Source organism: Achromobacter sp. EG18 (assembly GCF_059759395.1).
Window position 1 is genome coordinate 2,963,836 of sequence record NZ_CM186213.1, and the last position, 22,666, is coordinate 2,986,501.

Annotated in this window: 21 protein-coding genes; 16 read left to right on the top strand and 5 right to left on the bottom strand. The window is 68.1% G+C overall.

What is annotated here, in order from left to right; translation table 11 throughout:
- Nucleotides 1-121: 121 nt before the first annotated feature.
- The 6 genes from AC6CR5_RS13430 to AC6CR5_RS13455 all read left to right on the top strand — a co-directional run bounded on the left by AC6CR5_RS13430 (nt 122) and on the right by AC6CR5_RS13455 (nt 6,244).
- Nucleotides 122-1,291, top strand: a complete 1,170-nt coding sequence (locus AC6CR5_RS13430; protein ID WP_498085742.1) for a Bcr/CflA family multidrug efflux MFS transporter — start codon at nt 122-124, stop codon at nt 1,289-1,291.
- A gap of 454 nt (nt 1,292-1,745) precedes the next feature.
- Nucleotides 1,746-1,982, top strand: a complete 237-nt coding sequence (rpmB, locus tag AC6CR5_RS13435) for a 50S ribosomal protein L28 (protein WP_006385639.1) — start codon at nt 1,746-1,748, stop codon at nt 1,980-1,982.
- Between the two features lie 37 nt (nt 1,983-2,019).
- Nucleotides 2,020-2,187 carry a 50S ribosomal protein L33 gene (gene rpmG, locus AC6CR5_RS13440; protein WP_003810296.1) on the top strand — a complete coding sequence of 56 codons (168 nt, stop codon included), beginning with the start codon at nt 2,020-2,022 and terminating at the stop codon, nt 2,185-2,187.
- A gap of 198 nt (nt 2,188-2,385) precedes the next feature.
- Entirely contained in the window at nt 2,386-3,606 is a 1,221-nt protein-coding gene (locus AC6CR5_RS13445) for an ABC transporter substrate-binding protein (protein ID WP_082400590.1), read from the top strand.
- Nucleotides 3,606-5,483: an ABC transporter permease gene (locus AC6CR5_RS13450; RefSeq protein WP_238920825.1), complete on the top strand. Its 1,878-nt coding sequence runs from the start codon at nt 3,606-3,608 to the stop codon at nt 5,481-5,483. The genes AC6CR5_RS13445 and AC6CR5_RS13450 overlap by 1 nt, the downstream gene beginning before the upstream one ends.
- Complete coding sequence (locus AC6CR5_RS13455) at nt 5,480-6,244, top strand: ABC transporter ATP-binding protein (RefSeq protein ID WP_020929070.1); 765 nt, start codon at nt 5,480-5,482, stop codon at nt 6,242-6,244. The genes AC6CR5_RS13450 and AC6CR5_RS13455 overlap by 4 nt, the downstream gene beginning before the upstream one ends.
- Nucleotides 6,245-6,251: 7 nt before the next feature.
- On the opposite strand, the gene AC6CR5_RS13460 is transcribed toward AC6CR5_RS13455, so the two are convergent.
- From AC6CR5_RS13460 to AC6CR5_RS13475, 4 genes are all read right to left on the bottom strand, one after another.
- Nucleotides 6,252-8,036, bottom strand: coding sequence for a SulP family inorganic anion transporter (locus AC6CR5_RS13460; protein WP_498085743.1), 1,785 nt, complete (start codon nt 8,034-8,036; stop codon nt 6,252-6,254).
- Between the two features lie 37 nt (nt 8,037-8,073).
- Nucleotides 8,074-8,946, bottom strand: a complete 873-nt coding sequence (locus tag AC6CR5_RS13465) for a phosphonopyruvate hydrolase (RefSeq protein WP_020929072.1) — start codon at nt 8,944-8,946, stop codon at nt 8,074-8,076.
- 83 nt (nt 8,947-9,029) lie between these two features.
- Nucleotides 9,030-9,578, bottom strand: a complete 549-nt coding sequence (locus AC6CR5_RS13470; RefSeq protein WP_498085710.1) for a hemerythrin domain-containing protein — start codon at nt 9,576-9,578, stop codon at nt 9,030-9,032.
- 15 nt (nt 9,579-9,593) lie between these two features.
- Entirely contained in the window at nt 9,594-10,751 is a 1,158-nt protein-coding gene (locus AC6CR5_RS13475; protein ID WP_006385646.1) for a D-alanyl-D-alanine carboxypeptidase family protein, read from the bottom strand.
- 385 nt (nt 10,752-11,136) lie between these two features.
- Here AC6CR5_RS13475 and AC6CR5_RS13480 point away from each other — a divergent pair, with 385 nt between their 5' ends.
- The 10 genes from AC6CR5_RS13480 to AC6CR5_RS13525 all read left to right on the top strand — a co-directional run bounded on the left by AC6CR5_RS13480 (nt 11,137) and on the right by AC6CR5_RS13525 (nt 21,178).
- Entirely contained in the window at nt 11,137-11,595 is a 459-nt protein-coding gene (locus AC6CR5_RS13480) for an HU family DNA-binding protein (protein ID WP_006385647.1), read from the top strand.
- A 164-nt stretch (nt 11,596-11,759) separates the two neighbouring features.
- Nucleotides 11,760-12,272: a MarR family winged helix-turn-helix transcriptional regulator gene (locus AC6CR5_RS13485; RefSeq protein WP_006385648.1), complete on the top strand. Its 513-nt coding sequence runs from the start codon at nt 11,760-11,762 to the stop codon at nt 12,270-12,272.
- Nucleotides 12,273-12,324: 52 nt separating this feature from the next.
- Entirely contained in the window at nt 12,325-13,539 is a 1,215-nt protein-coding gene (locus AC6CR5_RS13490) for an MFS transporter (protein ID WP_054447036.1), read from the top strand.
- An 86-nt stretch (nt 13,540-13,625) separates the two neighbouring features.
- Nucleotides 13,626-16,283, top strand: a complete 2,658-nt coding sequence (gene leuS, locus AC6CR5_RS13495) for a leucine--tRNA ligase (protein ID WP_049055289.1) — start codon at nt 13,626-13,628, stop codon at nt 16,281-16,283.
- An 11-nt stretch (nt 16,284-16,294) separates the two neighbouring features.
- Complete coding sequence (locus AC6CR5_RS13500) at nt 16,295-16,957, top strand: LPS-assembly lipoprotein LptE (protein ID WP_020929078.1); 663 nt, start codon at nt 16,295-16,297, stop codon at nt 16,955-16,957.
- Between the two features lie 3 nt (nt 16,958-16,960).
- Entirely contained in the window at nt 16,961-18,019 is a 1,059-nt protein-coding gene (gene holA / locus AC6CR5_RS13505; RefSeq protein ID WP_498085711.1) for a DNA polymerase III subunit delta, read from the top strand.
- A gap of 88 nt (nt 18,020-18,107) precedes the next feature.
- Complete coding sequence (locus AC6CR5_RS13510) at nt 18,108-19,388, top strand: glutamate-5-semialdehyde dehydrogenase (protein ID WP_024070010.1); 1,281 nt, start codon at nt 18,108-18,110, stop codon at nt 19,386-19,388.
- Between the two features lie 50 nt (nt 19,389-19,438).
- Nucleotides 19,439-19,819, top strand: a complete 381-nt coding sequence (locus AC6CR5_RS13515) for a hypothetical protein (RefSeq protein WP_020929079.1) — start codon at nt 19,439-19,441, stop codon at nt 19,817-19,819.
- Nucleotides 19,820-19,824: 5 nt separating this feature from the next.
- Nucleotides 19,825-20,607: a 2-keto-4-pentenoate hydratase gene (locus AC6CR5_RS13520; RefSeq protein WP_026384221.1), complete on the top strand. Its 783-nt coding sequence runs from the start codon at nt 19,825-19,827 to the stop codon at nt 20,605-20,607.
- 31 nt (nt 20,608-20,638) lie between these two features.
- Nucleotides 20,639-21,178 (top strand): GNAT family N-acetyltransferase, encoded by a 540-nt coding sequence (locus AC6CR5_RS13525; protein ID WP_054517991.1) that lies wholly within the window; start codon nt 20,639-20,641, stop codon nt 21,176-21,178.
- 13 nt (nt 21,179-21,191) lie between these two features.
- Here the strand turns inward: AC6CR5_RS13525 and AC6CR5_RS13530 are convergent, their stop codons facing one another.
- Nucleotides 21,192-22,595 carry an amidase family protein gene (locus AC6CR5_RS13530; protein ID WP_038504255.1) on the bottom strand — a complete coding sequence of 468 codons (1,404 nt, stop codon included), beginning with the start codon at nt 22,593-22,595 and terminating at the stop codon, nt 21,192-21,194.
- Nucleotides 22,596-22,666 lie beyond the last annotated feature (71 nt).

Consider the following 22,666-nt stretch of genomic DNA (forward strand, 5'->3'; position numbering starts at 1 on the left):
GGCGGCGCGTGATACAGTCATTGGCTTGGTGCAAAACGCGCAATGAAGTGCGTCGCACCCTGTCCCTCGCGCGATTTCCCTCGCGATCCACATGCCCCCTACACTTTCCTCACGCGGCGCCATGCCGGGCTGGCTCATTCTCATGGGCGCCCTGACGGCAATCGGTCCTTTCGCCATCGATATGTACCTGCCGGCGTTCCCGACGATCGCCGCCAACCTCGGCGTCCCGCGCGGCGATGTCGAGCGCACTTTGGCCGCCTACCTGATCGGCCTGGCGCTGGCGCAGGTGTTCTATGGTCCGATGGCGGACCGCTACGGCCGCAAGCCGCCGCTGATGGTGGGCCTGGCACTCTTCATGGTGGCCTCGCTCGGCTGCGCCCTGGCCGGCTCGGTCCAGGCGCTGACAGGTTGGCGCGTGCTGCAGGCCATGGGCGGCGCGGCCGGCATCGTGATTCCGCGCGCCGTCATCCGCGACCATTACGAAACCCATGAAGCGGCGCGCGCCATGTCGCTGCTGATGCTGATCATGGGCCTGGCGCCGATCCTCGCGCCGCTGGCGGGCGGGCAGTTGCTGGGCATTGCCAGCTGGCGCAGCCTGTTCTGGGTGATGCTGGCCGGCGGCGCCATGCTGATGACCGCCGTGGTGCTGATCATGAAGGAATCGCTGGCGCCCGAACGCGTCGTGCCGCTGCGCCTGGGGACCATCGTGCAGAACTACCGGGCCCTGTTCGCGCACCGCGGCTTCATGGCGCACAGCCTGGCCGGCGGCTTCGGCCAGGCCGGCATGTTCGCCTACATCATCGGTTCGCCGCGGGTGTTCATCGAGCTGTACGGCGTCGATCCCAAATACTACGGCCTGCTGTTCGGCACCAACGCGCTGTCGCTCATCATCTGCTCGCAGATCAGCGCCCGCCTGCTGCGCACCCACACCCCGCGTCAATTGCAACGCCGCGCCCTGAACTCGCTGGCCTGCGCCAGCCTGGCGGCGGTGGCGCTGGCCCTGGCGGGCTGGATGACGCTGCCGCTGCTGATGGCCTGCCTGATCTGCTATATGGGCAGCCAGGGCTTCGTGAATCCCAACTCGGCGGCGCTGGCGCTGTCCGACCAGGGCAAGCGGCTGGGCGCGGCTTCGGCGCTATTGGGGACACTTCAACTGTCCTGCGGTGCCCTGGCGGGTTTCGCGGTCAGCGCCTGGCAGACCGACAGCGCCCTGCCGCTGACGACCACACTGGCGACCTGCGCCTGCCTGTCCTGGCTGTCGGGCCGGGTGGCGCAGTCGCACCCCGTCTGAATGCAGGCAAGCAAAGCGGCCGGCACGCAGACAGAAGCCCGCCCTTCGCCCGGCAGCGGAAAATCCCTGCCGGGATCGAGCCGACGCGCGCCATCCAGCCGCGCCTGCCGCGGCTTGAGCGCCACGCTTTTACACGCGCTACCGCCCCAGCACTTGATTTACCTGGATTTTTCGTATTAGAATCTACGTCTTCACATGAAGTTTCCCGTGCTGGACTACTATGCTTTGTAGTTCAACACTCTGACCCCCAAGCGCATTTTTGCGGATGGCAGGCAGCGGGTATAAGCACTGGGCGGAATCCCCCCGATTCCCCCTCATCCACTAAGACTGGGTGGCCGGCAAGATGGCAAGGCCTCGTGGCAAGACCACGACGATCCACGCCTCTGATACAGCCCGGCGGCTGAAACCCTGTCTCCCCCCCCCGGCGATGCGCAAGAATAAATGAGGTGCATCCATGGCACGCGTATGCCAAGTGACCGGCAAAGGCCCGATGGTGGGCAACAACGTTTCGCACGCGAACAACAAGACCAAGCGTCGCTTCCTGCCCAACCTGCAATCGCGCCGGTTCTGGGTTGAAAGCGAAAACCGCTGGGTGCGTCTGCGCGTCTCGGCCAAGGCCATCCGCACGATCGACAAGAACGGCATCGACGCCGTGCTGGCCGAAATGCGTGCCCGCGGCGAACTGGCCTAATCGGCCCCCCGCCAATCTGACATACTAGGAGCACGACATGGCCAAAGGTATCCGCGAAAAGATCAAGCTCGAGTCGACTGCCGGCACGGGTCATTTCTACACGACCACCAAGAACAAGCGCAACATGCCCGAGAAGATGCTGATCAAGAAGTTTGATCCGGTCGCTCGCAAGCACGTCGACTACAAGGAAACCAAGCTGAAGTAATTCAGCCGGTATCCGGATAGCCAAAAAAGGCCCTGCATCGCAGGGCCTTTTTGTTTGGCCGAACGCTGCCTGGGATCTGGTCGCCACGCCGTTTTCCCTGGCGCAGGGGCGCCGCGCATGCTTCAATTGGGCCGAAACTGCAATCGTGCCCTACATGAGCCCGGCTTCGGTCGAGCCCTCTTGCCAGCGATACCCGCCATGCTCCGTCCCTGCCTGACCCTGCTGCGCCGCGCGCTCGCCCCCGCGCTCCTGGCCCTGGCGCTGACCCCGGTCGCGTCCGCCAAAGACACCAAAGAGCCGATCCGCATCGGTGAAATCAACAGCTACAAGGCGATTCCGGCCTTCCTGGGCCCGTACAAGAAAGGCTGGCAGCTGGCGCTGGAAGAGATCAACGCCTCGGGCGGGGTACTGGGCCGCAAGCTCGAAGTGTTTTCGCGCGACGACAACGGCAACCCGGGCGACTCGGTGCGCGCCGCCCAGGAACTGCTGGCGCGGGAAAAGGTGGACCTGCTGTTCGGCGGCTTCCTGTCCAACACCGGCCTGGCCCTGACCGATTTCGCCAAGCAGCAGCAGGTGTTCTTCCTGGCCGCCGAACCCCTGACCGACAAGATCACCTGGCAGGAAGGCAACCGCTACACCTGGCGCCTGCGGCCGTCCACCTGGATGCACGTGGCCGCCCTGGCCCCCAAGGCGCTGGCGCTGCGCAAGAAGCGCTGGGCCATCGTCTATCCCAACTACGAATACGGGCAATCGGCCGTGGCCACCTTCAAGGCCATGATGAAGTCGTTCCAGTCCGACGTCGAATTCGTCGCCGAACAGGCCGTGCCGCTGGGCAAGGTCGACGCCGGCGCGGTGGTGCAGGCCCTGGCGGACGCCAAGCCCGACGCCATCTTCAACGTGCTGTTCGCCGCCGACCTGACGCGCTTCGTGCGCGAGGGCAACACCCGCGGCCTGTTCGAGAACCTTCCCGTGGTCTCGGTGCTGTCCGGCGAACCGGAATACCTGGAGCCGCTGGGCGCCGACACGCCGTCGGGCTGGATCGTCACGGGCTACCCCTGGTACGCCATCGACACGCCCGCCAACAAGACTTTCGTCGAGGCCTACCGCAAGCGCTACAACGAGACGCCCAAGGTCGGCTCGGTAGTGGGCTACGCCTCGCTGATGTCGATCGCCCAGGGCCTGAAGGCCGCCGGCGAGGTCGACACCGAAAAGCTGGTCGATGCCTTCGCCGGGCTGAAGGTGGACACGCCCTACGGCCCGATCCAGTACCGCAAGATCGACCACCAATCCACCATGGGCGTCTACATCGGCGTCACGGCGGTCGAGGACGGCAAGGGCATCATGAAGGACTTCGCCTACATCGACGGGGCGCGCCTGCAGCCGCCCGACGAACAAGTGCGCAAGATGCGGCCGCGCTGATGAGCCTGTCCGGGCTGCTGTCGCAGCTGCTCAACGGCCTGGCCGACGCCAGCGCGCTGTTCCTGGTAGCCGCGGGCCTGTCGCTGATCTTCGGCGTCACGCGGGTGGTGAACTTCGCCCACGGCTCCTTCTACATGCTGGGCATCTACCTGGCCTGGACCTTCACCCGCCATTTCGGCGACGGCGCCGGCTACTGGGCCGGCCTGCTGCTGGCGGCGCTGGCCACGGGCCTGATCGGGGCGGCGGCGGAACTGCTGGTGCTCAAGCGCCTGTATCGCGCGCCGGAACTGTTCCAGTTGCTGGCGACCTTCGCCCTGGTGCTGATCATCGGCGACGCCACGCTGGCCGTCTGGGGGCCGGAGGACCTGTTCTCGCCGCGAGCGCCCGGCCTGTCGGGCGCGGTCGACATTCTGGGGCGGCGCTTCCCCCAATATGATCTGCTGCTGATCGCCGCGGGCCCGGTGGTGCTGGGCCTGCTGTGGCTGCTGCTGATGCGCACGCGCTGGGGCCGGCTGCTGCGCGCCGCCGCCGAGAACCGCGACATGCTGGCCGCGCTCGGCGTCAACCAGGCCTGGCTGTTCACCTCGGCCTTCACCCTGGGCGCATTCCTGGCCGGACTGGGCGGCGCACTGGCCGCGCCGCGCGTGCCCGCCACGCTCGGCCTGGACCTGGAAATCATCGCCAGCGCCTTCGTGGTCGTGGTGGTGGGCGGCCTGGGTTCGATTCCGGGCGCATTCCTGGCCGCGATACTCATCTGCTGCGTCAAGGCGGTGTTCGTGTTCCTGGGCCAGGTGCAGATCGGCCCCTGGCTGTTCAACCTGTCCAAGCTCACCCTGCTGGCCGAATTCGCCGTCATGGCGGTGGTACTGGTGGCGCGTCCGTGGGGCCTGCTGGGCCAGCCGCCAGCGCCATCCTCGCACACGCTGGCGGCCGAAGCCCCCATCGTCCCCGCCGGCCGGCGCCTGCGGCTGGCCTATGGCCTGCTGCTGGCGCTGCTCATCCTGGCGCCGTTGGCCACGTCGCAGTGGCCCTACGCCGGCATCCTGCTGACCGAAATCCTGATCGCCGCCCTGTTCGCCGCCAGCCTGCATTTCCTGACCGGGCTGGCCGGCATGACCAGCTTCGGCCATGCCGCCTGGTTCGGCCTGGGCGCCTATGGCGCCGCGCTGCTGCTGAAATTGATGGCGTTGCCGATGGAAGCCGCCCTGCTGCTGGGGCCGTTCGCGGCCGCGCTCGGCGCGCTGCTGTTCGGCTGGTTCTGCGTGCGCCTGTCCGGCGTCTACCTGGCGATGCTGACGCTGGCGGTGGCACAGATCCTGTGGGCGCTGGCCTACCAGTGGGACGACGTGACCGGCGGCAGCAACGGCCTGATCGGACTATGGCCGTCGAGCTGGCTGGCGCGCGGCCCGTGGTTCTACTACCTGACGCTGGCGCTTTGCGCGCTCGGCATTGCCTGGCTGCGGCGGCTGGCGTTCTCGCCGCTGGGCTACGCGCTGCGCGGCGTGCGCGATTCGGGCCTGCGGGCCGAGGCGCTGGGCATGGACACGCGCCGCATCCAGTGGATCGGCTTCGTGGCTGCGTCGCTGGCGGCCGGCCTGGCCGGATCGCTGTACGCCTTCTCGAAAGGCAGCATCTCCCCCGACGTGCTCGCGGTCAGCCGCTCGGTCGACGGCCTGGTGATGGTGCTGCTGGGCGGCCTGCAAACCCTGGCCGGCCCGCTGGTCGGGGCGGCGGCCTATACCTGGCTACAGGACGCCGCCGCGCGCAGCACTGAATACTGGCACGCCGTGCTGGGCCTGGCCATCCTGGCGCTGGTCATGCTGTTCCCTGCCGGCCTGGCGGGCGCGGCGGCGCGCCTGGGATGCAGACGCGCATGACGGCCGCCCCCGCCTTGCTGCGTGTCCAGGGGCTGCGCAAATCCTTCGGCGGCATCGACGCGCTGGCCGACGTCTCGTTCGAGCTGGAGGCCGGCCGCATGCTGGCGTTGATCGGCCCGAACGGCGCGGGCAAGTCCACCTGCTTCAATGTGGTCGGCGGACAATTGCGGCCGGACGCCGGTTCGGTGCGGCTGGACGGTCGCGAACTGGTCGGCCTGTCGGCCGGCAGGATCTGCCGCCTGGGCGTGGGGCGGACCTTCCAGACCGCCGCCACGTTCCGTTCGATGACCGTGCTGGAAAACGTGCAGACCGCGCTGCTGTCGCGCGACCGCCTGCTGCTGCGGCCCTGGCGCCGCGCCGCGTCGCACCGCGTCGACGAGGCCCTGGCGCTGCTGGAGCAGGTGGGCATGGCCGACCGGGCCGGCGCCCATTGCGGCGCCCTGGCGTACGGCCAGGTCAAGCGGGTGGAACTGGCGATGGCGTTGGCGCACCGACCGCGGCTGTTGCTGATGGACGAACCCACCGCCGGCATGGCCACCAACGAACGCCACGCGCTCATGCGCCTGACGCGTGAACTGGCCGATACGCAGCGCATGGCCGTGCTGTTCACCGAGCACAGCCTGGACGTCGTTTTCAAGCACGCCGATCGCATCGCCGTGCTGGTGCGCGGCAGCCTGCTGGCCGAAGGCCCGCCAGGCCACATCGCCGCCGACGCGCGCGTCAAGGCAGCCTATCTGGGCACCGACGCGCCGCGGGCCTGAACCACGCTCAACCGCCGGCCTGGGGGCTGTCCGGCTGGCATTCCCAGAACACCTTGGCGCTGCAGCGCGCGCAGATGCCGCGATCGAGCCGCGCATAGATGGCGTGCAGCGCCGTGGCCTTGTCGGGAAACACGTGGTCCGCGCCCAACCGCTCCAGGAATCCCGTGCGGCGCCACATATCCAGCACTTCCGGCCGCGGCCGGTGGAAATACAGGTCGCCGCCCATCGCGCGGCGCGCCGCCAGTTCGTCTTCCCAGACCTGGGCGCCGGCCAGGTCGATGAAATTCATGCTCTTGGCCATCACCAGCAAATGGCGCGGCGCATCGGGTCCGCTGCGCAGGTCCTGCAGCCGTTGCGCCACATGCGCGGCCGCGCCGAAATAGACCGAGCCTTCCATGCGCAACAGCTTGAGCTGGGGGCATTCCGGCAGCGCTTCGGGTTGCTGCGCCAGCACCACGAAGCGGCGCTCCAGCCCGCGCGAATCGAAGCCCATGGTGCGCATCGCCGGCCGCGAGGTGCGATGCAGATACGCCATCAATGACAACACGGTGCCCAGCAGGATCGCGACTTCCATCCGGATTGTCACCGTGGCCGCCAGCGTGGCGGCGGCTATGGCGCTTTCGCCCCGCTGGGTACGGATCAACTGCCGCCAGCGCGGCACATCCAGCAAGGTCCAGGCGACCAGCAACAGCAGGCCGGCGATGGCCGCGTGCGGAATCCGCGCCAGCAGGGGCCCGCTCAGCGCCACCAGCGCCATCAGCAGCAGGGCCGAGAACACCGCCGCCAGCGGCGTCTTCGCGCCCGCCTCGTAGTTGGGAATGGAACGGTTCAGCGAACCGCAGGACAGGTAACAGGAAAAGAAGCCGCCGACCACGTTCGACAGGCCCTGCCCGATGAATTCGCGATTGGCGTCGATGCGCTGGCCCGAACGCGCGGCCACGGCCTTTGCAATCGAAATGGACTGCGCCAGCGCCACGATGGTCAGGGCGAAGGCCAGGCTGAGCAGATCGGGCAAGGCGCGCCAATCGACACGGGGAACATGGAACGGCGGCCAGGGTTGGGCCAGGTCTCCCAATACCGGCACGGCGGCGGCGCCCCAGCGCGGCGCCAGGGCATTGAACGCGGCCGCGGCCAGCGCGCCCGCCGCCAGGCCGGCCAGCATGTAGGGCTTGCGTTTGTCCAGCCGCTTGAGCAGCAGGGCCGCCGCGATCGTCACCGCCGTGACCAGCACGGCCCCCGCTTGCGCCTGGTCCGCGCTGGCGGCCAGGCCGATCAGCAAGGCGCCGGCCCCGTGCGACGCGGGCGCCGGCAATCCGAGCGCATCCTTCAAGGCGTGGACCGCAATCAGCAGGGCCGCGCCGCTGGTGAAGCCGAACAGCGCCGACGGCGAGATGAAATGCGCCAGAGACCCCAGGCGCAGGGCGCCCACCAGCCACTGCATCAAGCCGACCAGCACCGTCACCGCCAGGGCCAGCTCGATATAGCCCGGGCTGCCCGCCACTGCCAGCGGCGTCAGCACGGCGAACAAGGCCAGCGAGTTGGCATTGGTGGGACCGGACATGACGTGGCGGCTGGAGCCGAACAGCGCCGCGACGATACAGGGCACGATGGCCGAATACAGGCCGTACTGCGGCGGCAGGCCGGCCAGCGTCGCAAACGCCACGCCCTGCGGCAACACCAGGAGCGCCCCCAGCAGTCCCGCCGCCAGGTCGGCGCGCAGTGTCGCGGGGCCGACTTGCGGCACCCAATCGCCAAACACCTGCACCAGCCACGCCCCGCGTCCCGCCGCCATCATTCCCCGTCCTTGTTCTTCTCGATGCCGGGCGCGCTCAGCGCAGGAACCTGCGCTCCAGTTCGCGCATGTCCGCATCGCCCTGCAGGTCGATGATATCGCGCACCGTGGGCAGGCCGGCATCGACGCCATGGATGCCGCCGTCATTGCGGATGCGGGCGAACACCTCGCGCATGGCGCCCACGGCGGCGCGGATCGCGTGATTGCCGTAGATCACCAACCCCACCTTGCCCAGGGCCTGGATATCGGCCTCGCGCAATTGCGGATAGGCGGTCGGCACCAGCACCAGCGGCACGCGGCCGGACCAGGCCGCGATGAAGGCCAGCACCTCGTCGGGCGTGGTCTGCTTGGAATGGATCAGGATGGCATCGGCGCCGGCGGCCTCGTAGGCCGCCGCGCGCGCCAGCGCCTCGGCCTGGCCGAGCCCGGCGATCAGCGCCTCGGTGCGGGCAATGACGCAGAAATCCGGATCGCGACGCGCCGCGCAGGCGGCCTCGATCTTGCCCTGGAATTCCGCGACGCGCACCAGTTCCTGGCGGCCATCGGCGCGCAGGCTGGTGTCCTTGGGAAAGGTCTTGTCTTCCATGACCACGGCCGACACGCCCGCCGCTTCGTATTGCGGCACGACATAGGCGACATTGATGGCGTTGCCGAACCCCGTATCGATATCGGCGATGACCGGCACATCGACCACCGCCGCGATGGCCCGCATCATCTCCAGGTGCAGGCCGGCCGACAGGATGTTGGCGTCCGGCACCGCATGGCTGGCCGACAGTTCGAAGCCGCTGCCCCAGATCGCGTCGAAGCCCGCCTCGGCCGCCAACTTGGCCGACAGCGGGTTGTGCGCCGACATGGCGTGCATCAGGACGGGAGCCTGCAATTTCTGGCGAAAGCGTGCGTGGCGGTGCATGGCGTGAAGGTCCGGAGATCCGGCGCCCAGAGCGCCGGCTGGGGATCATTTAACACGAAAAGCGGCCGCGGGTGCGACGGCGTTCAGCCCGCTCCGCCGCCGCGGCGCGCCCTCATCGCCCGGCTGATCGCGGCCAGCGCCTCATCGGAAACCAGGCGCGCGGCCATCGGCAACAGTTCGTCCTCCTCGCGCCGGATGTGCTCGGCGTAGGCCGCCGCGAAAGCCTCCACTTGCGCCGCCGGCAGCTCGGCGGGACGGCCGTCGGCGACCGCTTCCAGGGTTTGCCGCAGCGGCGCCCACAGCGCCGCCAGGCGCGCATGGTCGGCAACCAGGCCATCCACCAGCGCGTGCAGGCAAACGGCGTCCGAGCCGGCCATGGACTCGATCAAGGCCGGAAACAGATCCTCTTCCTCGTCCTCGTGGTGGTGCAGCGCGGCGGTCTGGAAATAGCGCACGACAGCCGCCGCCGCCACCTGGGCCGCGGCATCGCTGCCATGCGCCGGCAAGTGCGCCGCCAGCCGGCGCAAGGTTTCGCATTGGCGCGCCATGCGCCCATGACAGGCCGACAGCAGGCCCAGCGGATCATCGGGGGTCGGCGCCGCCACCGGCCCGCCGGGAAAATTCACTGCCATGGCGCCCCTCCTTGATCAAGAATGCCCGCGCCACCACAGCCGGATGGAATCCCAGGCGCGTCCGGCCAGGCCCGCCTCGGCCACCGGTTCCAGCGCCACCACCGGAAACTGCATCGCGGGCTTGCCGTCGACCATGACGCGCACCGAACCCACCGTGGCCTGGGCCGGAATCGGCGCCACCAGCGGATCCTGCGGCGTCCACACCGGTTCGACCTTGGCGCCCGCGGGCACCGTGACGTAGGCGTCGCGCGCGAAGCCGGCCTTGAGCGTATCGGCCTGGCCCTTCCAGACCTCGGGCGTGGCCACGGCCTGGCCCTTTGCATATAACTTGATGGTATTGAACCCCTGGAAGCCCCATTCCAGCAACTCGCGGCTTTCCTGGGTGCGCAGCTTGTCCGACGCCGTGCCCACCACCACGGTGATCAGGCGGCGCTGCTCCTTGCCGTTGGGCCGGTGCGCGGTGGCCACGATGCAATATCCGGCCGCGTCGGTGTGGCCTGTCTTGAGGCCGTCGACGCTGGGATCGAGCCACAGCAGCCGGTTGCGGTTGGGCTGGGTGATGTTGTTGTAGGTATAGGTCTTGGCCGAATCGTAGGTCTTGTACAGCTGGGGGTAGTCGCGGATGAAGCGCGTGGCCAGGATCGACAGGTCGCTGACGGTCGAATACGTGCCCGGATCCGGCAGGCCGTGCGGGCTGGCGAAATGCGTGCCATGCAGGCCCAGTTGCACGGCGGTGTCGTTCATGCGGGCCACGAACGCCTCGACGCTGCCCGACACCGCCTCGGCCAGGGCGATGGCGGCGTCATTGCCGGACTGGATCATCAGGCCGCGCAACAGCTGGTCGACCGAGACCCTGGAGCCCGGCTCCAGGAACATCTTCGAACTGCCCGGCGGCACTTTCCACGCCCGCGTCGAGATCACCACTTTCTGGTCCGGCGACAGCTCCTTGTTGTGGATCGCGCCGAACACCACGTATGCCGTCATGATCTTGGTCAGGGACGCCGGCTCGATCCGGGCGGTGGCCGCGTGCGACGCGATCACCTGGCCGCTGGTCTCATCGAGCAGCAGCCAGGCCTTGGCGGACAGGTCCGGCTGCGGCATCGATTGCGCCAGGGCGCCGGACATACACGCGGTCGCAACGAGCAGGCTCGCCGCCAACTTCTTCATCAACATAAGGGGCTTCACTTCCATGCAGGGTAAGGATGGCGCGCGGGCAACGCTCGCAGGCGGCCTTCGGCCGCCCTCGCGCAGCGCCGACGCGCGGCGCGAAGCATTGGAACATGGGAACCGGGGATGGTTCAAAACCCCATCAAAACCCCATTGCACAGGCACTTTGCGCGATGCGCGCGGCACTGAAAAAATCGCAGCGATTGTCACCGCATTTTGCAGAACCCCTTGTAGAAGGGGTTTTTCTGCCTGGAAAACAACAAAGATTGATCGAAAGGCCTTGCGAAAGCCGCTATAACCGCCACTCTTCCGCTATCATCGGGCGCGTGGCGTTAAACGTCGATACCCGGCGCGCGCGCTGCTCCATGTCCTCAACATACGGATTTTGACCATGGCCACGAAAGCTAAAGCTCCTGCCAAGAAAGTCACCAAGCCCGCCGCCAAGGCGCCCGCAAAGAAGGCTACCGCCGCCAAACCCGCTGTGAAGCCCGCAGCCAAGAAGGTTGTCGCCGCCAAGAAGGTCGCTGCCGCCCCCAAGGCTATCAAGGCTGCTCTGAACAAGACCCAGCTGATCGCCTACATCGTCGAGCAGTCCGGCGTTGAAGCCAAGTCGGTCAAGGCCGTCCTGGCCAGCCTGGAAACCTCGGTGCTGAGCTCCGTGGACAAGAAGGGCGCCGGCGAATTCACGCTGCCCGGCCTGTTCAAGGTTGCCGTGCAGAAGGTTCCCGCCAAGGCCAAGCGCTTCGGCAAGGATCCGTTCACCGGCGAAGAGCGCTGGTTCCCCGCCAAGCCGGCTTCGGTCAAGGTGAAGGTTCGCCCGCTCAAGAAGCTGAAGGACGCCGCGCAGTAATTCCGCACGGTTATCCGGTCAAGCCGGAAAGGGCCTGCCCCGCATGGGGCGGGCCCTTTCTTTTTTTGCGCGCGCTTTTCCCGCGGCGAACGCGCGCCTTGCGCCATGTGGGGCCGGGCTGCTAGAATTTATCTTTACGTGAAGATACTTTATATAAAAACATCATGAACGATCTGGTCGACCTGGTGCTGTCGCAGTGGGAACGGGAATGCCCCAACCTGGACATCTCGCCCATGAGCGTTGCCAGCCGCCTGTTCCGCCTCCACGCCTTCGCCGCGCGCGACGTGGGCCGCGCGTTCAAGCGCTACAACCTGCACCAGGGCGAATTCGACGTGCTGGCAACCCTGTACCGGACCGGCGCGCCGCACGCCATGAATCCGCAGAAACTGGTCGCGGCCCTGCTGCTGACCTCGGGGGCCATGACCAACCGGCTGGACCGGCTGGAACAGGCCGGCCTGCTCGCGCGCACCCCCAACCCGGAGGACCGCCGCGGCGTCATCGTCGCCTTGACCGCCGAAGGCGTGCGCGTCATCAAGCTGGTTCTGAAGGACTATCTGCGTGAACTGGAAACGCTGCTCGCCCCCCTGAACGCCACCGAGCGCCGCCAGATGGCCGGCCTGCTGAAGAAACTGCTGATCCCGCACGACCGGGAAACGCCTGGCGGCATCGCCGCCTAGGGCCTGTCCACACCAAGCCCTTGCCCCGCAACACCCAGACTCCCCGCCCCACATGAACGCCGCACCCGCCCAACCCGCTCCGCTCACCGCGCCCGTCATCCTGCTGATGTCCGTCGCCACCGGCCTGGCGGTCGCCAGCAACTATTACGCGCAGCCGCTGCTGCACACCATCAGCCAGCAATTCTCGCTGTCCAACGCCACCGCGGGCAGTATCGTCATGATCGCGCAGCTCAGCTACGCGCTCGGCCTGATCCTGTTGGTGCCGCTGGGCGACCTGTTCGAACGCCGCGGCCTGATCGTGCTGATGACCCTGCTGTCTTCCGGCGGCCTGCTGCTGTCGGCCTTCGCCCCCAATATCCAGATGCTGATGCTGGGAACAGCAGTGACCGGCATGCTGTCGGTGGTGGCGCAGGTGCTGGTGCCGTTCGCGGCCACCCTGGCGGCGCCGCACGAGCGCGGCAAGGCGGTCGGCACCGTCATGAGCGGCCTGTTGCTGGGCATCCTGCTGGCCCGCACCGCGGCCGGCGTGCTGGCCGACCTGGGCAGCTGGCGCACCGTCTACTGGGTCGCCGCGATCCTGATGCTGGCCATGTCCGCCGCGCTCTGGAAGGTGCTGCCGCGCCACAAGAGCCACGCCGCCATGAGCTATCCGCGCCTGCTCGGCTCGATCTTCCGCCTGTTCGCCGAGGAGCCGCTGCTGCGCGGCCGTTCGCTGCTGGGCGGCCTGCTGTTCGCCGCCTTCAGCATGCTGTGGACGCCGCTGACCTTCCTGCTGTCGGGCCCGGACTACGGCTTCAACAACACCACCATCGGGCTGTTCGGGCTGGCGGGCGCCGCCGGCGCCTATGCCGCCAACCGCTTCGGCCGGCTGGCCGACCGGGGCCTGGGCAACCAGGCCACCCGCATCGGCCTGCTGCTGTTGCTGGCTTCCTGGGGCCTGATGGCTTTCGGCCAGGCCTCGGTCATCGCGCTGCTGGTCGGCATCCTGATCCAGGACCTGGCGATCCAGGGCGTCCATGTCACCAATACCAGCTCGCTGTACCGCACCCGGCCCGAGGCCCGCAGCCGCCTGACGGCCGGTTACATGACCAGCTACTTCATCGGCGGGGCGACCGGATCGCTGGTATCGTCCTGGCTGTACTCCCATTACGGCTGGCCCGGCGTGGTCACCGCGGGCGCGGTTCTGGCGGCCATGACCCTGGCCTACGGCATGCTGGGCGCCAGTGCCCGCATCCCGGAAATCGCCTCGTCCCCTATCCGCGCCTAGCACCTCCTATAATCAGGGGTTTTGGCCGCCCCCGCGCCTGGCGCGCGGGGGCGGTTCACCCATTTTTCGCTATCGCGCACGAGCCCATGCAGGAACGTTACCTCCCCACTACCGTCGAAGCGGCCGCCCACCAAGACTGGCAGGCCCGCGACGCCTATCTGGTCCATGAACACGCGAAGAACCCGGACGGCTCCGAGAAGCCGAAGTTCTACGCCTGCTCGATGCTGCCCTATCCCAGCGGCAAGCTGCACATGGGCCACGTGCGCAACTACACCATCAACGACATGATGGCGCGCCAGTTGCGCATGCGGGGCTACAACGTGCTGATGCCGATGGGCTGGGACGCCTTCGGCATGCCCGCCGAGAACGCCGCCATCAAGTCCAAGGTGCCGCCCGCCAAGTGGACCTACGACAACATCGCCTATATGAAGAAGCAGATGAAGGCGATGGGGCTGGCGATCGACTGGTCGCGCGAGATGTGCGCCTGCGATCCCGAGTACTACAAATGGAACCAGTGGCTGTTCCTGAAGATGCTCGAAAAGGGCGTCGCCTACCGCAAGACCCAGGTCGTGAACTGGGACCCGGTCGACCAGACCGTGCTGGCCAACGAACAGGTCATCGACGGCCGCGGCTGGCGCTCGGGCGCCCCGGTCGAAAAGCGCGAGATCCCGGGCTACTACCTGCGCATCACCGATTACGCCGACGAACTGCTGGGCGCGGTGCAGAACGACCTGCCCGGCTGGCCCGAGCGCGTGCGCCTGATGCAGGAAAACTGGATCGGCAAGTCCGAGGGCCTGCGCTTCGCCTTCCCGCACCAGATCACCGGCCAGGACGGCCAGTTGATCCAGGACGGCAAGCTGTACGTCTTCACCACCCGCGCCGACACCATCATGGGCGTGACCTTCTGCGCCGTGGCGCCGGAACACCCCCTGGCCACCCACGCCGCGCAGTCGAACCCGGCGCTGGCCGCCTTCATCGAACAGTGCAAGCTGGGCGGCACCACCGAGGCCGAGCTGGCCACGCGTGAAAAGGAAGGCCTGCCCACCGGCCTGTTCGTGACCCACCCGATCACCGGCGACCAGGTCGAGGTCTGGGTCGGCAACTACGTGCTCATGACCTACGGCGATGGCGCCGTGATGGGCGTGCCGGCCCACGACGAACGCGACTTCGCCTTCGCCAAGAAATATGACCTGCCGATCCGCCAGGTCGTGGACGTGGCCGGCAAGGCCTATTCCACCGACGCCTGGCAGGAATGGTACGGCGACAAGCAGAGCGGCCGCACCATCAACTCCGGCAAGTACGACGGCCTGTCGCACAAGGAAGCCGTGGACGCCATCGCCGCCGACCTGGGCGCGCAAGGCCTGGGCGAAAAGCAGACCACCTGGCGCCTGCGCGACTGGGGCATCTCGCGCCAGCGTTACTGGGGCACCCCGATCCCCATCATCCACTGCCCCGATTGCGGCCCGGTGCCGGTCCCCGAAAAGGACCTGCCGGTGGTGCTGCCGGACGACCTGATCCCGGACGGCAGCGGCAATCCGCTGGCCAAGAACGAAGCCTTCCTGTCGTGCGCCTGCCCCAGCTGCGGCAAGCCGGCGCGCCGCGAGACGGACACGATGGACACCTTCGTGGACTCGTCCTGGTACTTCATGCGCTACACCTCGCCGGGCAACGACAAGGCCATGGTCGATGCGCGCAATGACTACTGGATGCCGATGGACCAGTACATCGGCGGCATCGAACACGCGGTCCTGCACCTGCTGTACGCGCGCTTCTGGACCAAGGTCATGCGCGACATGGGCCTGCTCAACTTCGACGAGCCCTTCACCAAGCTGCTGTGCCAGGGCATGGTGCTGAACCACATCTACTCGCGCAAGAACGCCCAGGGCGGCATCGAGTATTTCTGGCCCGAGGAAGTCGAGAACGTCTACGACGCGCGCGGCGCCATCACCGGCGCCAAGCTCAAGTCCGACGGCTCCGAGGTGACCTACGGCGGCGTGGGCACCATGTCCAAGTCCAAGAACAACGGCGTCGATCCGCAATCGCTGATCGACACGCTGGGCGCCGACACCGCGCGCCTGTTCGTCATGTTCGCCAGCCCGCCCGAGCAGACCCTCGAATGGTCCGACTCCGGCGTCGAAGGCTCGAACCGCTTCCTGCGCCGCCTGTGGTCCATCAGCTACGCGCAGCGCGACGCGATCGCCCGCGGCCTGGCCGCCGGCGCCGACTGGACCGACGCGCCCGCCGCCGTCAAGGACCTGCGCCGCGAGGTCTACAACCTGCTCAAGCAGGCCGACTACGACTACCAGCGCATCCAGTACAACACCGTCGTGTCCGCGTGCATGAAGATGCTCAACGCCATCGACGACGCCAAGCTGCCGCAAGGCGCGCACGCCGACGCCGCCTACGCCGAAACGCTCGGCGTGCTGCTGCGCGTGCTGTATCCGGTGGTGCCGCACATCACCTGGCAACTGTGGCGCGACCTGGGCTACGCGCACGAGCTGGGCGACCTGCTCGACGCGCCGTGGCCGCACGTCGACGAAGCCGCGCTGGTGGCGGACGAAATCGAACTGATGCTGCAGGTCAACGGCAAGCTGCGCGGCTCGATCCGCGTCGCGGCCAAGGCCGCCAAGGAAGACATCGAAAAGCTCGCCGCCGCCCAGGACGAAGTCGCCCGCTACCTGGAAGGCCGCCCGCCCAAGCGGGTCATCGTGGTTCCGGGCAAACTGGTCAACGTCGTAGGCTGATGAGGTCAAGCATGCACTTCGCCGGGCAACAAACGCACTCCCCCCGCCAATCCTGGCTGCTGCGCGGCGCCTGCCTGGCGCTGTTCATGCTGCTCTCCGCCTGCGGTTTCGCGCTGCGCGGTGTCACGCCGATGCCGTTCAGCACGCTCTATGTCGGCATAGCCGACAACACGCAGTTCGGGGCCGACGTGCGCCGCGCGTTGCGGGCGGCCTCGCCCGATACCAAGCTGGTCGCTTCGCCCAAGGATGCGCAGGCGATCCTGCAGGAAGTGTCCAACACGCGCGCCCTGCGCGAGGTGTCGCTGAACGCCCAGGGCCGTGTCGAGGAATACGAGCTCGGCATCAACTACACCTTCCGCCTCATCGACGCCCAGGGCCGCGCCCTGATCCCGGACACGACGCTGTCGATCTACCGCGAAATGCCCTATGACGACCAGATCGTGCAGGCCAAGCAAGGACAGATCGAAACCCTCTACATCGCCATGCAGCGCGACCTGGTCTCGCGCCTGCTGCGCCGCATGACGGCGCCGGAGGTGCGCAAGGCGTTCGAGAATCGCGAACAGCGCGGCGAAGACGGCGAAATACCGTTGTACGACCCCGCCGCGCCCATGCCGCGCAGCACGCCGGCGCCGTGGCAGACGCCGTCCACCACCGATCCGGCCTATACGCGCTGACCGATGGCACAACCCCTGGACGCGGATCGCCTGGCCGACCACCTGCAGCGGGCGGGCAACCGCCTCGCCCCGCTGTACACGGTGTCCGGCGACGAACCTCTCCTGGTGACCGAGGCGGTGGATGCGCTGCGCGCCGCCGGACGCGGCGCCGGCTACACCGAACGGCTGTCGATGGTGATGGATGCGCGCAGCGACTGGAGCGCCGTCATCGCCGCGACCCAGAGCGTGTCGCTGTTCGGCGACCGCCGCATTCTCGAACTCAAGATCCCCACCGGCAAGCCGGGCAAGTCGGGCGCCGACACACTGGCACGCCTGGCCGAGCAGGCCGAAAAGCAGGCCGACAACCCCGATACGCTGATCCTGGTGGCGCTGCCGCGCCTGGACAAGGCCACCCGCGAAAGCCGCTGGATGCAGGCCCTGGCCCGCGGCGGCATGACCGTCGACATCGCCAACGTCGAACGCGCCCGCCTGCCGGCATGGGTCGGCCAGCGCCTGGCGCGCCAGAACCAGCGCACCGACAACGCCACCCTGCAATGGATGGCCGACAAGGTCGAAGGCAACCTGCTGGCCGCGCACCAGGAAATCCAGAAGCTGGGCCTGCTTTATCCCGAAGGCCAGCTGGCGCCCGAGGACGTCGAGCGCGCCGTGCTCAACGTCGCCCGCTACGACGTGTTCGGGCTGCGCGACGCCATGCTCGCTGGCGACATCGCCCGCACCATCCGCATGATCGACGGCCTGCGCGCCGAAGGCGAGGCCCTGCCGCTGGTGCTGTGGGCGGTGGGCGAGGAAATCCGCCTGCTGGCGCGCGTGGCCGAGGCGCGCAGCCTGGGGCAGGACGCCAATGGCTTGATGCGCCGGCTGCGCATTTTCGGAGCGCATGAACGGCTGGCGCTACAGGCGCTGGGCCGGGTCCGTCCCGATGTCTGGCCGGCCGCGGTGCAGCATGCCCACGAGGTCGACCGTCTCATCAAGGGCCTGTCGGTGCCGGGGCGCCTGTCCGATCCCTGGGAAGAAATGACCCGCCTGGCCCTGCGCGTGGCCGCGGCCGGCACCCGACCGTGAAGGCGGCTGCGGCCGCCGCCTCGTCCTCCCGGCCCCCGGCCGGATAAACTAATCCCATCAGCGGCGCCCTCGCCGCCCCCTCTTCACTATGAATGACGCCGTCATGTCCTCGTCCTCCATCGAACAAGCCATGCTGACCCTGGGCGAGAATGCGCGCCGGGCCTCGCGCGCCATGATGCGCGCCAACAGCGCCGCCAAGAACCAGGCCCTGCTGGCCATGGCCGAAGCGCTGGCCGCCAACCAGGCCGAACTGCTGGCCGCCAACGCCAAGGACGTCGCCGCGGCGCGCGCCAATGGCCTGGAGCCGGCCCTGCTCGACCGCCTGACGCTGTCCGAGAAAACACTGGCCCATATGGCCGAAGGGCTGCGCCAGATCGCCGCCCTGCCCGACCCGATCGGCAGCGTCACCGCCACCACCGTGCGCCCCAACGGCATGCGCGTGGCGCAGATGCGCGTGCCGCTGGGCGTGATCGGCATCATTTACGAATCCCGTCCCAACGTCACCATCGACGCGGCGGCGCTGTGCCTGAAGTCCGGCAACGCCGCCATCCTGCGCGGCGGCAGCGAAGCCCTGCACTCCAACGTGGCGCTGGGCCGCATCGTCCAGATGGGCCTGGCCGCCGCCGGCCTGCCGCAGGACGCGGTGCAGGTCGTGGCCACGGCCGACCGCGCCGCGGTCGGCAAGCTCATCACCATGACCGAGCACATCGACGTCATCGTGCCGCGCGGCGGCAAGGGCCTGATCGCCCGACTGTCGCAGGAGGCGCGCGTGCCGCTGATCAAGCACCTGGACGGCAACTGCCACATCTACATCGACGCGGCCGCCGACCCGGACAAGGCCCACGCCATCGCCTTCAATGCCAAGACCTATCGCTACGGCATCTGCGGCGCCATGGAAACCCTGCTGGTGGACGCCGTGGCGGCCGTCTCGATCCTGCCGAGCCTGGCCGCGGCGCTGACCGAACACGGTGTCGAACTGCGCGGCTGCCCCCGCACGCTGGCGCTGCTGCCGCACGCCAAGCCGGCCACCGACGAAGACTGGGCCACCGAATACCTGGGCCCGATCCTGGCGATCCGCATCGTCGACTCGCTCGACGACGCCATCGAACACATTGCGCGCTGGGGCTCCGGCCACACCGACGCGATCGTCACCGAAGACCTGTCGGCGGCGCAGCGCTTCCAGCGCGAGGTCGACTCCAGCTCGGTCTATGTCAACCTGCCGACCTGCTTCGCGGACGGCTTCGAATACGGCCTGGGCGCCGAGATCGGCATTTCCACCAACCGCCTGCATGCGCGCGGCCCGGTCGGCCTGGAAGGCCTGACCACGCTCAAATGGGTGCTGACCGGCGAAGGCCAGACCCGCGGCTGATCTTCCACTTTCTTCAAGCTCGCGGCCTGCCGCGCACTACCGGGATTTCCATGCATTCACCCGCCATGGCCATGGCCTTCAGTCTGTTCGTGCTGTGCTTCATCACCTGCTCGCTCTGCGGCTTGGTGCTGTTCTTCGTCAAGAGCAAGCAGATCAACGCCGCATTCAAGCACCCCTATCTGCAGCATCGCCCGTTCGAGCGCTACCCGCTGGCGATCAAGGCAGCGATCATGCTGGATTATTTCTTCCGCCTGATGTTCCCTGGCACCCGCTTCTGGTTGATTGGCAACGCCAATGACCTGCTGGCGCACCTCGATCCCAAGAAAGCGCCGTTGGCCTTGAAGTGGCCGATCGTCGGTTTCTGGGGTTCGTGCTGGCTGGGCCTGATCGCAATGATCGTGCTGTGGACGATGCTGTTCCTGGGAGCCTGAGGCCCATGCGGATCGAGATCGAAGACTACCCGGGTTGCACGGAAGCCGCGCGCATCCTGATCGCCGCCCGCGAGGCCGGCATCGCCGGCCCGCGCCTGCCCGCCGCCTGCCGCCCCCAGACCCAGGGCCAGGCGTTCGCCGTGCAGCAACGCACCGCGCAGTTGCTGCGCGAGACCCGCCGCGATGGCATCGGCGCCTGGAAAAGCGCCCTGCCGTCGCCCGAGAAAACCGTGGTCGCCCCCATCTACGCCTCGACCGTGGCGCTGGCCGGCAGGCTGTCCGCCTCCACGCAGGTGGTGCGCATCGAACCGGAAATCGCGTTCGAACTGGCGCGCGATCTGCCCGCCCGCGCCGAACCATACAGCCCAGCCGAGATCGACGCCGCCATTGGCGGCGCGCGGCTGGCGCTGGAAGTGCTGGGTTGCCGCTATGCCGCGCCCGAGCACGCCAGCCTGCCCGAGCTGCTGGCGGACCACATGTTCAATGCCGGGCTGGTGCTGGGTCCGCGGATCGCCTCGCCGGACGCCGCGCCGGCCAGTATGACCATCACCCTGTCCGTCGATGGCGCCGAAGTCGAGCAGCATCCCGGCATCCATCCCAACGGCCACGCCAAGGCCGGACTGTACTGGCTTGCCAATTTCCTGCGCGAACAAGGCCTGGCGCTGGCCGCGGGCCAGCACGTCATCACCGGCTCGTACGCGGGCTATCTGGACGTGCCCGCCAACCGCGACCTGGAACTGGCCTATGGCGACCTTGGCGTCCTGAAACTGCGCTTTGTCGTCGATTGAATCGACACCCGCCATCGCCCGAGGCCATGCCATGCTGACCCTGCGTCCCTTTGCTCCCGCGGACTACGCCCTGCTTTCGAGCTGGTTCAATTGCCTGTCCGACGTGGTGCAATGGGGAGGGTCGCATCTCTCGTACCCGCTGGCACAGGCCGATCTGGATGCCATGCTGCGCGAAGGAGAGGTCCAACCGCCCACCCGGCGTTGCTGGATGGCATGCCGCGGCGACACGCCAGTGGGTCACGCCCAACTGGCGTACGACTGGCGCGACGGCAATGCCCGCCTGGGCCGTGTCGCCATCGCCCCGGCCGAACGCGGCCAGGGACTGGCCGGCCCGATGGTGACGCTGCTGATCGACGAGGCCTTTCGCACGCCAGGCATCGAACGCCTGGAGCTGAATGTCTACATGTTCAATCAGCCCGCCATCCGCACCTACCAGAAGCTCGGCTTCACGCTCGAAGGCGTGCGGCGCTCATCCACGCGCGCCGGCGAGGCGCGCTGGGATACCGGCATGATGGGATTGCTGCGTACTGAATGGCGGCCGGCTGACGCCGCCATTCAGCGCGCAACCTGAGCTGCTCCGCCGGCTAGCGGACCACCGGCTCCGCAATGCCGACGGCGGGGCCACCGGCCTCGATCACTGCCCCGGCAGCAAGGCACAGATCCTCGCGGTAGCGCCCCGCCACCACCTGGACGCCCACGGGACTGTCGCCGGCGCTGCCCATGGCCACGGTCAGCCCGGGCAATCCCATGAAAGGCAGGCCGATCTGCGTCATCTGCGCGCGCCATACGCGACGGTAGGCCGCGTCGCCCTCCAGGTCCAGGTTGTCGGAAAACGGCAGCTCCGCGGACACCGGCAGCAACAGCACGGGATATTCCGTCAGGAACAGCTCCCACAGGCGCGTCAGCGTCGCGCGGCGCGTCAACACCGCCGAGAACCCGGCCATGTCCATGCCGGCCACGTTTTCACGCTGGCCCTCCAGGGCCACCTGCGCGCCGCGGTCTCCTTCCTTGCGCGCGGCCTCGACCATGGCGTCGTAGCCATCCGCCATCCACATGCGGATCTGCAGGTCTGCGGCCTCCTGCAGCGGCGGCAGGGTATCGATCGTATCCACCGCCCAGCCCGCCTCGCTCAAGCGCCGGGCGGCATCCTGCAAGGCCTTGACCACCGCCGGCGCGGTCTCCATGCCGTCGGGATTCAGGCAAAGCGCCGCGCGCCGCGGCCGGTCCGGACCGGTCAACGGCGCCGGCACCCACCACGGATCGCGCGGATCGGCCGCGGCCATCACGGCCAGGCCCAGCCGCAGGTCGGCGATGCTGCGGCCCAGCGGGCCGGACACCGCCGTGATCTGGCCGCCGATGGTGCGTTCGGGCAGGGCCGCGTTGTAGGCGGGCACACGGCCCAGCGACGGACGCAGGCCGTGCACGCCGCAAGCGTAGGCGGGGTAGCGGATCGAGCCCGCGATATCGGTGCCATGCGCCAGATGGCCAATGCCCGCCGCCACCGCCGCCGCGGCGCCGCCGGACGAGCCTCCCGGCGTCAGCGCGGGATTGCGCGGGTTCAAGGTATTGCCGTGCAGCCGGTTGCCGGTGAACCATCGCAATGAAAACGCGGGGGTGTTGGTGCGGCCGATGATCACCGCGCCCGCCTTGCGCAGGTTGTCCACCACCGGGTTGTTGACCGTCGCGATCACGTCCTTCTGCAACGTCACGCCGTTGGTGGTGGCAAAGCCGGCCTGGTCCACATTGACCTTGACCGTCACCGGCACGCCCGCGAGCGCGCCGGGGTCTTCGCCGCGCGCCAGGGCCTGGTCCACCAGGGCAGCCTGCGCCAACGCATCCTCGGGCCGGTGATCGACCACGGCGTTGATCAGGGGATTCACCGCCTGCAGGCGATCCAGCGCGCTCTGCGCGGCCTGGACTGCGGAAACATCGCGCCGGCGGATACGGGCGGCAAGCTCAACTGCGGACAAACGCCAAAGATCGGACACGCGGCACTCCTCTGTCTGGTCAACGGAAACCGGCGGCCAGGCGCCGCCGGACGGCCAACCTTAGCGCCCCT